Here is a 13,768-nt window from a genome sequence, read left to right on the forward strand (position 1 = left end):
TCCTAAAATACAGGCGTGCCATCAAATGGTGATTTGCCTGGCATGTGAGGAGCACCACCATAATTAATACTGTTATTGAATTTTGTTTGGCAGGTTGAAAATGAACGATCACAACCCGCATAAATTGCTAACTCTTGACCAACAGCAAGTCCATAGGTCCCACCATATAAAGTCAAAAGGTCGCCTGTATGGGCTTCAATGCCACGTTGTTCTAAGCCAAATTGTCCAGTCCACTCCACATAGCCACCTGAAAACCAATGGTTTGGTTTGGCTGCAGCATTAGCAAAGCCAATACTGACCGCATCCATACGATCTATTAATCCATCTACGCGAAAGCTTGCACGTTCGGCTCGGCAAGATTGGTCATACAGTTGATGCGGGCAAGAACGTGACCAAGTTTTACGAAGTCCTGTGCGTTCAAGTGAAGCAGAAAGGGTTTGGCACTGGATATTAGCCGTCGTTTCATCACGAAACTTTACGCCTACAACTGTGCCCATCCATACGACTAGAAAACCATCTGTGCCTTGGTGCAAATCAAAAACGGTGACTGATACTGATTGCGATGGTGCAAGCTGTCGGTACATTTGTGCAATGTCCGTACTTGCTGCGAGTGTTAGTGTCAAAATATCTGCTTGTGCATCACCCGTCTGGCGTATGCCATCATCACTGACACCACCTAAAATTGATCTAAAGGTGATACCTTGATGACTAATATTTCTATCCGTATTGTTATAGCCCCATTTAATTGGGCCACGCTGAAACTGGTATAAGCGGACAGGTTGTCCGTTTTGTAATGATGTTTCAAACTCTGAAAAACTCATGATTCATGTACTCCACGCCAAGTGGCTTCAGCTTTTGCAATACCATCACTGTCATTGCTATGTTCGATGGTGAGCGTGTCATTTGATAGGCGGCAAAGGCTAATAAAACTAATCATCAAGACTGTGTTTTGATTAACATTGTCAAAGTTTTCATCAAGTACGATTTGCTCACTTTCAGCGTTGATTTCAGCGGCTGAAATGATGCGTCTATATAGCGTTGTGCCATTTTTTAAACGGATTTGAATATCACGACGCCCGAGTTGATTTTGTGCGAAGCGTGCATAACCACACCATCGAATGGTTAATGCATTCGATGTGCCTGTTTGATTTGAAATAACCGTTAGATCATCACTAAACGTTGGAATCCAAATTACTTTTTGACTTCCAGAAAGTGCATAAAATAAGCCTTTCAACTGAGCTTGCTGTTCACGTCCGTATGTCATCCATGCGTACTGATATAAATTGAAGGCGGCTTTAGCCAAGTCATGTTTAAGCGGTTGGGCAATTTTATTGTCCAAAGTATTAAAGAAGCGCTCAAATGTATGGGTTAAGTCTTTTTGCTCGTTGGGTGCATCTTCTAGGACAGGATAGCTGCGATAAGTGGCAGATGGTAAATGTGCAGGATGCTCTACAGGTTCAGTCACATTAAAAGAAACTTGAGTACGCATCATACGATCCGTGCGTTTAATTAAGTTTGGCTGTTCGGCAAGTTGTGCTGTGACTGCTGGCGCAAAGCATGTACCTGCTGGCCAGCTTTTTAATAAAGGTCTTTTTAAAATTAAGCGATCTGCATAGACACTTTCAATTTCGACGGTTTCATTATCAAAAGCAGTCTGACCACGTAAAATGGCTAAACGATTGGCTTTAAAATTACGGTAGGTCGTATCGCAATAGATGACCATTCCACCTACAGCGTGAGATGTTTTTAACCATTGCTGTTGTGGCCAAATGGGCATCGCAAAGTTTTTTGCATCCCATCCAACCATAGCGAGATCAAAAAATTGGCGCTCTGCATCGTATAGCAGTAGTTCCGCATCAAACTGAATCCGTGGCGATAAACGCAGGCTACGACGTTGCTCATGACCTGTTTTGCTTTGCAGAATATCGGTCAACCATTGCAAAGTTTCAGTCACTGGTTTTGACCAATCCACCAGCCAGCCAAAAGCGACAATCCGTGTACCTGTAATATGTAATGCTGCTTGGTCTTCCCCAAATTGCCAAATAATATTGGTATCAATCGTGGTCGGGCCATCAGGTGAAATGCTGACATTCCACGCACGTTCTTGTAGCGCAGCAAATGTAAAAGGCGGGTTTGGCTGACCCGATACATTTAAGCCTTCTTCAGCACCTTCAATGCTTTGAAGAATTTTAGGCGTTATGTACGCATTCCACAGATTGACTGGGCTGACTTGTTCTGAGGCCACATTACCGAGTTCTAATGCTGCTGGGAAGATATGAATGCGGTTGTAGTAATCATCAAAATAACTTTGAGTTTTGACATGCTGAATGGCATGCCCATTGGCTTCAACTGGGTAATGTGTAGTGAGTGCAAATACAGGTGAAACCGACACCATGGATTCATGGTAGGGATACCATTGTTCACCCGTAAAGCCTTCAAAATCGACAGTGATTAAAGGGTTATGGTTTGGATTGAGCGGACTGTTGGATAGCCAGAAATTGAGATTTGCCATAGTTTTCTCTCTTATGGCCCATCATATCGAATAGCCCAGCCAAAGGTTCCTGTATGATTGATACTACCACCACCGCTTGGTGCCAAAATATTTTTTTTATAAAATGGATAAATCATCCATTTTTCAGGACCTAAAGTAATGATTTGCTCGGGTTCATAATGTTCAATCCTAACTAATCGACAATCATTAAGTTCAGCAACACATGATATTTTTGAGCTAGCACGAGCGACACTTAACAAAAATGGTAAAAAAATACTTTCGCCGTTCCAACTATTTGGCTGACGGTCCAAAAATACACTGTTAACCATAGTAGCAACTGCTGGGGAGGTAGGCGACTCACCTAGCCACTTTAGCCCATCAATTTCAACATGAATATAACTGCATCTAAAACGCCCTGCGCCCATATTCCCACCATCCCAGAACGGTACTGGCGTACCTTGGTAGCTGTCTCCAACTATAGGATTTATCCCCATGTTAATTCCTGGAGGATTTGGAACTCTAAATGGCACACTTGCTCCAAACCAATTTCCTGTGCCTAGATTTCCAAAAACACTAGCTACACCCCAAGCCATCCATTGATAGCAAGACACATTGTATTTAATACATAAGAAAACATCAGAATCTGTCAGGTGAATATTGTAGTTCACAGGCCAAGTAATTATTTGTGAGCCAAAATTCATTATGCGGCAATAACAATCTGCTGAAGGTCCCCCAGTTAAGTTCCCTGAGTTAGCTCCAGTTCCACCCTCAATTCTTAATTCAGCAGTTAAAGCACTTAATTTCACAAAACATGCGTTTTTACTAAATATATCTCCATTTACAATCCAACCACTGGCCATACAAGCCGTTTTGAGTGCACTCAAAAGATCTGAAAAATTTGTGGCAAGACCACTGTAATACGCCATTCTTCTTCTCCTTATACGTCTAATTTCAAAGCGATATAATCTATAAACCCAGTACGGCTTACATCTTGAAGTACCACCCAATCTGGACCACAGGTATTTTCAACGACATTGTTAAAACCACTGATATAACGCACACCATCGAGTTCACCATAAATGCCATTGGCATCATTCAGAATGATTGGCAGCAATGGATAAGAATCATTGGTATCCCGAAGCTGGGTATTTCCCGCCAAATAGGTGTTATTCCATGGATGAGTTTCAGGTTGTAGATACACACCTGTATTAAAGCGCATGCCTAAATTGGCACGATTTCCTTTATAAGGCATTGAATGTGAGGTTTCAGAAAAGCGAGTTGCTGCAGCACCATTGAGCATGCCGCCGCAAACAATTGGATATGGGTACTGGGAAGGACGTGCGTATGGGAAAAACTTACCAATATAAAAATGCTCATATACTGGCGTACCCACCTTCATACAGCAGGCGATCCGTTGCGGATTCACCGTAAGCCAATAATCAATACGTTGGTTATGTGCAGGCACACCAGAAAGACGAACGCCTGGTTGTGTATCAAATGTATTGGAAGGTACATAGCCTGTGAATGTTGCGACGCATAAGTTGTAATAATCTGCACTCGGGTTTTGGTATGTTCTAACACCCACATAAATTTCTTCAGTACCTGTGTAACCTTTACCCTTTAAAATCAGCTCTCGGTCATCCACTGCAGTGTTATAGCGCATGACTTCCCAAAACCCTGAAGCCACTGCAACATCACGAATTTTTTCCAACATTTTATAGTGGGCAAGAGTACCGCCACTGTTATCCACATAACCAATTGCATGAGGCATTTTTACAGTCCAAAAACAACAATACCGCCATTATTGGCGGTATGCTGGAAAACGTCTTTTAAACTGATTTAAAACTTTTTTAGCCGATTTTAAGTGCAGACTTAAACTTGGCTGGGTCGCGTGACATCATCACCACAATATTTTCTTGCCCTTGGCTTGAGTTCAATGTGTCTAAAATACGTTTTGGGTCATCCACTAAATAGAAGTTTTGATTTGCATTAAAACTTGTAGATTGAGCAATCGTTTCTGCAGGATTGGTTAGCTGAGGTGTTTGAATATTCGGTGGCATAGAAATTTCTGGTGCAGTAACCAAACCACCAGTTGAATATCCTCTAAACTTATTCAAAGCCTCCATACCATAAATATTAAAATAGTTTAAAAACTCTTTAGCCCCTTGTTGACTGGTCGACTCTTTACGAATTACGAACTCATCTTTGTGTACGACACCTGCGACATCATATTTTCCACCAGCTCCCGTATAACCACCAGAACTGAAGCCAACGCCCATTGCACCTAAAGCTGCTTTAGTCGCATTGAAAATAAGCTGCTTTAAAATCATCTGGGCAATTTCACGTAAAAAGGATGATGCAAACTCACGGAAAGCATCACTTGCTGATTTTGTGCCATCGATCCAGTCAAAAATAGCATTTGTTAAACCATCTGAAAAACGCTCGGCTAGTTGTTCAACCGTAGGAATAAAGCTTTTTGTTGAACTTTGAGCACGCTCCATACCTGCAGCCAAATTATCCAGTTTTTGAACTGAAAAGGCGTCATCCAATTGAAGTGCTAACTCACGGGCCATTTCAATCAAGCTCATAAATTGAGGGCGCAAATCGGCTTCCAAATTACGTAAATTTTCAGCGTATTGAAATTGGTTCACTTCACCTGATTCAAATTGCAATTTCAGTGCATTTTTACGCTCTTCGTGTTGTGCCTTAAGGTCTTCAATCTGCTTCATGGCATCATTAAATTGCAGTGTTAATTTTTCCTTATCAATAATAAAGTCAATCTTGACCAGCATGTTTTGGTAGCGGTTTGCCTGCAATGGGTCAGATTCAGACATCATTAGACTGGCGATATCCGCTTTTGACTGCTTCCATTTTTCTTCTACAGCTTTTAAGTCGGCTTCTAAGCCTTCACCTGACGCACGTAACCAACTTTCATCAAGTGCAGACATAGACTCTTGAACACGCTTTAGAATTTCAGGGCGTTTGCTGATTACTTCCTCATAGCGTTGATTCTCTTTTTCTAAAAGTTCTTTTAATTCAGCTTTTGAATAACCAGCCTTATTTAGCTCGGCAATGCGTCTGTTATGCTCTGCTAGGGCTTTTTCTTCCTCAGAATAGTAGAGCTCACGTAAGGTGATGCGTTTATTCTTTTGTTGCTTATCCTCTTCAACCTGTTGTTCTAATTGTTTTTTAAAATCTTGAGCATCTTCACCTAAAAATCTCAACTTATTTGTTGATTGCTTTGTCATACTCATGAATTTATGAGCATCTGTAGCAGTGGTAAAACTTACATGAATATGCCCACCAGTAGCATTTTTAGATGGTGCTTTATATTCATCTAAAACACTACCACTAACACCTGCATCCGCCATAATTTTTCGGATTGAGGCGGTTACACTTGAACTTTCTTTTGGGTTTCGTAATGAAAAATCAAATGCCAGACCTTGAGGATGCTTACCACCTTTACCTTGGTGGTATTTATCATTAAATGCAGAAAAATGACGAATATTAAAAGTTTCTTGGACTAATTTGGCTAGTTCAATAGTTCCTTGGTGTGTTTTCCCGCCAGCAATCGCCTCAGAACTCTTGATTCTCAAATCTGAGAATTTAGCTTGTTTCTCTTTTTCCTTAGTAGTTTTTTGCTCAGCCTCTCTACGTTGCTGTACAAGTTTATTTCTTTTTTCTTCAGCAGCAATGTTAGCAAGAATCAAGTCTCGCTCTTTGACTGTTAAATCAAGGCTACGATCATTTATATCACCTTTGGCAATTCGGGCATCTGCAAGGGCTTTTGCTGCCGACTCAGAATACCCATATTTGTCCATAAGAGACGTTTGCATAGTATTAGACACAATGCCGTCTTTCGTGCGCTTAATATATTCTTCAAATGCCTTGGATAGTCCTTGGATTTTAGATGTGGCGCCATCTGCACTAGAACCGACACCATCTAAACTGCCAGAAAGTCCACTTGAAGCAGTTGCAGCTGAACCAGTCTTACCCGTATAAACATCAAGTTCGAGATTCTTTTGCGCAAGTGCAGATTTACTGTTGGTGTAACCATCAATTAGACCGCGCACTTTAATGATTTGTTCATCATTAAGAACATTGACGGCTTTGATGCTCTGATAGTATGTATCAGCATCAATTTTACCTTGTGAAAATTGGCTATTTAACTTTCTGAAAGTGGCGATTTTATCATCGGAAATGGGCAGACCTTCCATGAAAGCAAATAAATCAGATGATGCTACTCGAAACTTTAAAGACAGCTCTTCAATTTGATTCTTGACCTCATGAATAGCAGTATCTTTTTGAATAGCACTCAGCTGCTCGTATTTTTCACGAAGCTCGTCAACAGATAAGCCTTGTGTATCTAAACTTAATGTTGCTGCATCTGAACTACGAGGCATCAACAAGAAACTTGCAGCCACACCTGCAGCTGCAATGGCGAGTCCAGGCAAACCGCCAGCGACTGTTAATAATCGGGAAACTGTACTCAGTGCAGTAAGTCGTGCTGCTGTTGTAGTCGCAACACCAGCCATATTTGCCAAAGCCATTTGGTAGCGTATAGCTTCAATTCTGCCCACAACAAAAGAAATAGTTGCGGCTGCAACCGAAGACACCATTTTTCCCGCATAAACCGAAGCGACTAACAAACCTGCCTTGACTAAAACATCAAGGTTTTGCGCAACAAAAGTAATAGCTGGAGCTGCATTTGCAACTAGAGTATTGGTCACGCCCGAAACACTAGTTTGCAAGTTACCAAGAGCTTGTTTGGCTTTAACTGCCTCATCAACAGTTCCTTGACCTAAAATCGCACCTGCAGATTGGGCAGCATCCCCGTACTTTTTCCAGCTTTCACCGCCTTGGTTTAAAAGTGGTAAAAGCAAAGTAGCGTCATTGGCAATTGCTTCAAGGTAGAACACCATTTCATTCTGAGAAACACCTGCTTTCTGCAAAGTGTCTACGTAAAGCTGTAATGCTTCCTGACCATTTAACTTTTTAAATTGCTCAACAGTAACACCAACTTTAGGTGCAATGTTCTCAAAGAAATCAGCCATTTCACCGCCACCAGTGGCAATAAAATCACCCACCTTGTCACGAGTATCTTTAAAAATATCGGCTAATTTTTCTTGTTCAACTCCAACCTTTTTTGCACCTGTAACATAATATTGGAACTGCTCAACGTTCATGCCACTCACGTTGGATAGGTTTTGCAATTCAGCTGCTTTATTCAACGTATCAACAGCAATACCTACAAATGTTCCAGAAATACCAATGAGTGATAAAAGGTGTGGAGTAAGACTCCTAACTGAATTCTCAAACAACTGACTGGTTCGACTTGCATCTAAGTTGGCCATAGACGTTTTTTTTAGCCAAATCTCATAGTCTGAAAGTTGATTAATACCCGCTTTTAAATTTGTAGCACCAGACATTTTCTGCATTTCTGCAGCTGTAAGTACTGCGGTTCGACTTACTTTTTGTTGAGCTGTACTTGTTGATAGAGATGTCTGAGAAACATCCTTTAAATCTTGGTTTAGGCCTTTAATTTCACGACGGGCTTGATCTAAATCCGCCTTGACCTGTAATGCGACCTTTAAATTTTTGCCCGACATGATTATGTTCCTCTAAGTTTTTTTAGGTAGTTTTTAAGTTCACTGCCACCTCCAAAGCCGTAGTTGACTGCTTCAATCATGTTAGCTTTATGGTGGTTTTTCTCTCGCTGAATGGCTCCAAAATAAAGCTCAATCTGTCGTTGAGTGTATTTACCTTGAATATCTGCTACATCATGTCCTGCACTAATCAAGGACTGAAAGATGTCACTCCAACGGGCGGTTTCTGTAGCGTGCGTAGCAGACGTGACGCACTTTTTAGAAAAAAATGCTTATTGACCGACCACCAAGTAACCATTAAAAGTGTCATTTCGTCATCTTTCAGACTTTCTAAAAACTCAATCGGCTGCTGAATGCTTTCTGCATAAAGTTTTTGCATAATTTGAAAATGATTTTCAAAACTCTCTAGCAGTTCATCTAGCTCTATATCGTCACCACGGGATAGAAAACCCGCAAAGTCTTCAATTACAGGTCCACAAATTGGTTTGAGTTTCAACCAAGTCATAAATGGATATTCACGTACTGTAATTTGCTGGCCAGCAAGGGGGATAATTTGGTCTGGCATCAAAACCGAAAGGTCTTCAGCAGCTTGTGCTGCTGAAGGTTCTTGGCTTTGTGCTTGCACACGTTTCGCCATTATGGAGCCACCTCATCAAGCCACTCAATACGTCCAAATGGACCTAAGTCATCATGTAAACGGTTGTTGGCATCTGCCAAGCAGGTACCATTGAGGGTGAATTCTGATAAGTTTTCATTAGTCAACGGCAGGCTGGCTAATGGGTTGAACTGTACTTTATACAGATGTACACGCGCACGTTTACCATCCACGGTGTTAATCGCTTCCATATATAGATATTTCACTGGTGGCGTTGCAGCTGTCATCATGGACACATTGGTCGATCCAGCATAGCTATATGCAGCTTTAATCGGTTGTGTCAGTGCCGCCACATCTAAAATCTTAATCAGACCAGAAGTGGCTGACTCAATTGCATAATGTGTACCTTCCACGAGTGTTGTCGGAGTATAAGCTGTACTATCAGTCAGTACTAAATCAGAAATAGCACCCTTGTCTAACAGCACAATTGAATCCGCAATCAGATCACTTGGAAGCACTTCACCAGTGACTGTACCAGCAACTTGTTTGCTTAATTTACCGTGCACACCCAATAAAATATTTTCAGGTGTAATGTAACGCAGCACCATTTCTGGATTGACCGCCACAGATTGCTTGAGTCGCACAGAGGTAGTACGTAAGCCTGTGTAATTTTCTTTGCGTTCTTCAAATTGCGCATCAATTGCAAAATTCAAGGAAGATTGGTCACCCACCCAACGCATATTTTGCGGTTTGCCATTGACGTTGTCCGCTAAATAAATGGGTCCCTGAAAACTAAAATCCTTCATGCTCATGATTATTTATCCTCTGTTGGTTTGGTTACCATTGCAGAAGTTTTAATGTCTTCAGCAACTTTTAAATTTTTTAACCACTGTGCATCATGTTCAGGTAATTCAATCTCCATACCTGCGCTATAACGCATTTCTCCATGTTTATGATCTTTCAGCAGTTTGACCTTTGCTGTTTTTACGGTCTTTTCAGACATTGTTATTGCTCCCACAGCTCAACAGCTGTTCTAAGTCCGTACTGCCAAATACCTTGTTTTTCAGAAATAAATCCTTCTCCTAAGAAGTAAACTTGGGTTAGGCAATGGCGGGGACGAAATTTCTTGAGACTGTTTCGGACGTGATCCAAAACTTGAGTTGTACCATCCGCTCCACCCAGAGAGCGAAGTACTAAAGTCAATTGAATATTGATGCGACGTTTTTGCGGGCGATCTACAACAGGTGCACCCAGATAATTACCTGCCGTGTTATTTGGTTCAGCAAAATCACTGGCCGTGTACTGAACTAAAATTTCACCGACTGGATGTATCAAGGCATAAGCAGATGGATTATCAGGCGTTGCTCTCACAGAGAGTTTCGTATTAGCTGCTGTTAGGCGCTCAACATAATCGTCCAAAATGTCTTGTGTGATGGATTGGCTCATTAGCGCATACCTCCATCAAAACGACGTTTTTGCACTTTAATACGCCAAGGACCTGCTTCATCTACTGCTTTTTTTGAGTTTTCAATACCCAATGAAAGCTGCCCGTTTTGGATTTTCATCAAATCGGCTTCAGCAGACTTTTTACCTTCCTTCACTGCATCAGGTAGTTCACCACCGTCGGGACGACGGCTATACAGTCGATGACGAACCAAATCGAGTGCCAGCTCTTTTAACAAATCGACTTTTTGGGGCAATGGAAGTGGATAGCGGCCACGAATTGCTGAATCAATCTTGTCAGAGGCATATTTAATGGCAGCACTGACAACAGACTCATCAAAGTTTTCATGACCTGGCGTATCCTGAGTCAATCGGATTAAAGTGTGTTCTGGCACAAGTTTTAGAACATCATCAACAGTACAGTACATCGCTATGCTCCCAATTAAGTCGCAGTGAATGTCACTAATGCATCAGGTGCAGTACATACAGATAACGGGTTCGATTGTGCTTCTAAGTCCCAACCTTTGCCCATCTTGCGTTCTTCAGCTTTGGCATACATTTCCAAACCAAGCGAATTAACCGCTTCGTTATAGTTTGCAGGGCCTAAGTAAGTCGCAAATAAGTCATCGGTAATAGGCACTAGACGTGCTTTATTATCTGGAATGAATTTAGTTGGGTTGCCTGTTTCTGAAGTGACTTCAACTTCATATTCAATCCAAGTTACACCTGCATACGAGAAGCCACTACGCATATCACCACCAATGCGGTCTTGGGCTGCCTGCCAATTTTCAAACGCTTTTTGAACCTTTGGATTTGCAGTTAATGCATCAAAGTAGCTTGCAGAACAGTAAGCGACCCATTCACGCACAACAGCACCACCTAGTTTTTTCTGGGCATGACGTTTGCCATCTAACACTTGTTTACGGATGTCGGTTGCTTCAACACTGAATTGAATATTGATGTTCTTTTGCTGCACACCAAATTCTTCAAACAGGTTGTAAATGACCGTTGTACCATCTGCATCCAAAATCACACCTGAAATTGCCCCAACACGATGGAACTCTTTGGTCGCTTCAATATCATTTTTTAAGCCTTGCAGCTTGTCATTAATGACTTTAGCTTGTTCTAAACCTTGACTTGAATCATCACCAAAGGCCTGAACATTGAGTTCATCTGGCAAAATAGTGCCAGCTTTTGGCAGATGCGGAATTTCAAAAGTACGACGTTTACGCTTTGGATTGGTTTTATGTGCTGGATCACCACGACGATCTGTATTGCTCACCAATACCAATTTGCCGTTAATCGATTCGATAATGACTGTTAGGGTTTTAACGGGAATTACTTTGAAAATCTTTTTATCGCCCAACATTGACGGTGGCTTTGGCAATGCATTAATTGCCTTGGTCAAAGAGCTGGCTGTGAATAAATCAGCTAAATTCATGTTCTTTTCTCACTAAAATTAAATTAGTTAAAGTGCGTTTTGAGCAACAATGCCCAAAGCTTCAAGTTCAACCAGTGCCGCCTTAATTTGTTCATCGGTAGCACCTGCAGGCCAAATCAATTCGTTTTTCGCTACAGTCGCACCGCGTTTAATTACTACGGTTTTTTGTGCTGCTTCTGACTCATCAACATTGGCAGCTAATACCGCTGCGGCTTTGTTTAACGGTGCTTCAGCTGCAAAATCAATTGGCGTAAACTCACCATCGGCTTTTTGTGCCAAGACACAGCCAATAGCCAGTGCAACACTTGTTGCAGACAAAAGTGCGTTTTGTTTGGTCCAGCCAGCTTTAACTTCAACGAGCAGGACATCACCTAAATGTTTGGGTTCGGTATAAGTAGGCATGATTTCTCCTAGGCTGAACGTGATTTAGCGTCAGCAATCAGTGGGTTTTCAGGGGTGTTAAGTTTTGGATCGACACGACGTTTAGGGTCTTGTTCACCAAATTCGATAATTTTTGGCAAGTCAGACAACAAGGCTTTAAAGCCTTCAGCAAAGGATTGCTCGCCTTCGGAGAAGTTCACTACTTGCTCGTTTTGTTGAGCAGAGATCAGAAGAGCTACAGCTTTTTCCTTTAACTTTGGTGGTAACTGTCCAGCCTCTACTAAATTTTCAGCAAAATCGCTTGCCAAGGATTGCTGTTCCGCAGCTTTTTGCGCTGCAAGCGTCGCAGTTGCCGTTGCCAGCTGCTGTTCAAGTTCAATTTCACGGGCGGTTTTAGTCTGTAATGTCTGTGAAGTTGAATCTGAAAGGTTTGCATGCTCAGAGAAAGAGGGCTGAACAGATTCAGAAGATTCAACCATCGGTGCATAAATAACTTCCTTAAGTGAGTCAATCACCCAGTTTGGGAACTGCTTGTCGGCTTCTTCAGCACCAATAGATTCGATTAATGCATCACGTTGACGACGGAAAATATCTGAAATGAGTTCAAAGGCATAAGTTGGACTCATAAAGTCCACAACACCATCTTCATTTTCAGCAAATTGAACAGTACCTAGACCTTTAACAGAAGGCGGTTGGGCACCCAAAAACCCGACATGACGCAAGTAAAGTTTGCCTGGAGTCGGATTGGCTGGTGAGTCTGGCAAATAAAAACTGGCTGAAACTTTATTGTGCTTGCCTGCATTTGTGTTTTCAGCAAAAGTAGGATCAACTTGTTTTGGATAAGCCCAAAGTGTTCCATCTGCATCAAGCTCTAAATGATCAGCCCAACCATAAGCTGGATCATCATGTTTTGGATGGCCTAAAACAAATGGGGCTTCATGCAACTGCGGGTTATAAGCAGCAACACAATCTGCCAACATGTCACGGGTGTATTCTTGTGAGACCCCTTGCATGCTGGTGTGTTTACCCACCTTGAAAATTTTAATTGGTTTCATTTCATACTCAGTTAAAACCTGTTGAAACCTGAGTATGAAAAAAGACGCGCTAGGCGTCTTTTAAACTATTTTAAAACTTTGCTTAGATACTGAGTCGCTCAATTTTTTCATTTATTTGCATGCTCGCTTGCTAACCACTACCAACATAGATTTATAAATCTTTATAAACGCCAAAATATCAATTTCAGCCATGCAATCGTATCTTTTTAGCCAAATCTATTGAAGTGCGCTTAAATCGCAAATTACGGCAAAAGGTGATCCGCAACGATATTTTGCAGTTCAGCTTGGTCTGCAATCGAAATACCCAAATATTCACGTGCAGGAATATCGCCCCATGGAGCACCTTTACCAAATTCACCTTTTTTTGCACCAAACTGTTGTGTTGCTGCATAAATCATATTTGAACCAACTAAAAGTAGATCGCCAGATATTTGGTAGTGGATTTGATCTCGTAAAGTACCAGATAACACCAAAGGCTTTTTACTCATGACACGGTTCACACCTTTAGCATTGATCTTGCCATCTTTGCGATTGTGTTGTTTACCTAGAATATTGATATAGGTAGTTTCACTGTTGGCTACCCATTTTGATCCATCAGGTGCAGTGGATGTTCTAAAGCGCTCCTGGACACTTGAAGTTAAATATTCACCCATATCAGCGTACATAGCATTAGGGTTTTCTAGCACTGCTTCGGTTTGAGCCAAAACATCTACTACAACAGCTGACTGTATATTGAATTTGAGCATGTTTTAACCT

At 41.5% G+C, this 13,768-nt stretch carries 15 protein-coding genes; all 15 read right to left on the reverse strand.

Annotation, left to right across the window (positions count from 1 at the left end):
* Window positions 1-2 precede the first annotated feature (2 nt).
* The gene (locus tag LZP46_RS01040) at window positions 3-821 is read right to left on the reverse strand and encodes a phage BR0599 family protein (RefSeq protein WP_236094381.1); all 819 of its coding nucleotides are present in this window, start codon (window positions 819-821) and stop codon (window positions 3-5) included.
* Window positions 818-2,512, reverse strand: a complete 1,695-nt coding sequence (locus tag LZP46_RS01045) for a hypothetical protein (RefSeq protein WP_236094382.1) — start codon at window positions 2,510-2,512, stop codon at window positions 818-820. The genes LZP46_RS01040 and LZP46_RS01045 overlap by 4 nt, the downstream gene beginning before the upstream one ends.
* 11 nt (window positions 2,513-2,523) lie before the next feature.
* Window positions 2,524-3,417 (reverse strand): hypothetical protein, encoded by an 894-nt coding sequence (locus LZP46_RS01050; RefSeq protein WP_236094383.1) that lies wholly within the window; start codon window positions 3,415-3,417, stop codon window positions 2,524-2,526.
* 11 nt (window positions 3,418-3,428) lie between these two features.
* Window positions 3,429-4,262 (reverse strand): hypothetical protein, encoded by an 834-nt coding sequence (locus tag LZP46_RS01055; RefSeq protein ID WP_236094384.1) that lies wholly within the window; start codon window positions 4,260-4,262, stop codon window positions 3,429-3,431.
* Between the two features lie 79 nt (window positions 4,263-4,341).
* Entirely contained in the window at window positions 4,342-8,100 is a 3,759-nt protein-coding gene (locus LZP46_RS01060) for a phage tail tape measure C-terminal domain-containing protein (RefSeq protein WP_236094385.1), read from the reverse strand.
* A 2-nt stretch (window positions 8,101-8,102) separates the two neighbouring features.
* Window positions 8,103-8,291 carry a hypothetical protein gene (locus tag LZP46_RS01065; protein ID WP_236094386.1) on the reverse strand — a complete coding sequence of 63 codons (189 nt, stop codon included), beginning with the start codon at window positions 8,289-8,291 and terminating at the stop codon, window positions 8,103-8,105.
* The gene (locus LZP46_RS01070) at window positions 8,288-8,734 is read right to left on the reverse strand and encodes a DUF6631 family protein (protein WP_236094387.1); all 447 of its coding nucleotides are present in this window, start codon (window positions 8,732-8,734) and stop codon (window positions 8,288-8,290) included. Before LZP46_RS01070 ends, LZP46_RS01065 begins: the two co-directional genes overlap by 4 nt.
* On the reverse strand, window positions 8,734-9,504 hold the full coding sequence (locus LZP46_RS01075; RefSeq protein ID WP_236094388.1) for a hypothetical protein: 771 nt from the start codon (window positions 9,502-9,504) through the stop codon (window positions 8,734-8,736). Before LZP46_RS01075 ends, LZP46_RS01070 begins: the two co-directional genes overlap by 1 nt.
* Before the next feature lie 2 nt (window positions 9,505-9,506).
* The gene (locus LZP46_RS01080) at window positions 9,507-9,695 is read right to left on the reverse strand and encodes a DUF7210 family protein (RefSeq protein WP_236094389.1); all 189 of its coding nucleotides are present in this window, start codon (window positions 9,693-9,695) and stop codon (window positions 9,507-9,509) included.
* 2 nt (window positions 9,696-9,697) lie between these two features.
* A complete protein-coding gene (locus tag LZP46_RS01085) occupies window positions 9,698-10,138 on the reverse strand; it encodes a Gp37 family protein (RefSeq protein WP_236094390.1) in 441 nt (146 codons plus the stop codon).
* Entirely contained in the window at window positions 10,138-10,563 is a 426-nt protein-coding gene (locus tag LZP46_RS01090) for a gp436 family protein (protein ID WP_236094391.1), read from the reverse strand. Before LZP46_RS01090 ends, LZP46_RS01085 begins: the two co-directional genes overlap by 1 nt.
* 14 nt (window positions 10,564-10,577) lie before the next feature.
* On the reverse strand, window positions 10,578-11,576 hold the full coding sequence (locus LZP46_RS01095) for a major capsid protein (protein WP_236094392.1): 999 nt from the start codon (window positions 11,574-11,576) through the stop codon (window positions 10,578-10,580).
* Window positions 11,577-11,603: 27 nt separating this feature from the next.
* Window positions 11,604-11,978, reverse strand: a complete 375-nt coding sequence (locus LZP46_RS01100) for a head decoration protein (protein WP_236094393.1) — start codon at window positions 11,976-11,978, stop codon at window positions 11,604-11,606.
* Window positions 11,979-11,986: 8 nt separating this feature from the next.
* Window positions 11,987-13,012, reverse strand: coding sequence for a hypothetical protein (locus tag LZP46_RS01105; RefSeq protein WP_236094394.1), 1,026 nt, complete (start codon window positions 13,010-13,012; stop codon window positions 11,987-11,989).
* A gap of 242 nt (window positions 13,013-13,254) precedes the next feature.
* Complete coding sequence (locus tag LZP46_RS01110; protein WP_236094395.1) at window positions 13,255-13,758, reverse strand: phage virion morphogenesis protein; 504 nt, start codon at window positions 13,756-13,758, stop codon at window positions 13,255-13,257.
* Between the last annotated feature and the right edge of the window lie 10 nt (window positions 13,759-13,768).

It is taken from the genome of Acinetobacter sp. SCLZS86 (genome assembly GCF_021560715.1).
Classification (GTDB): domain Bacteria; phylum Pseudomonadota; class Gammaproteobacteria; order Pseudomonadales; family Moraxellaceae; genus Acinetobacter; species Acinetobacter towneri_A.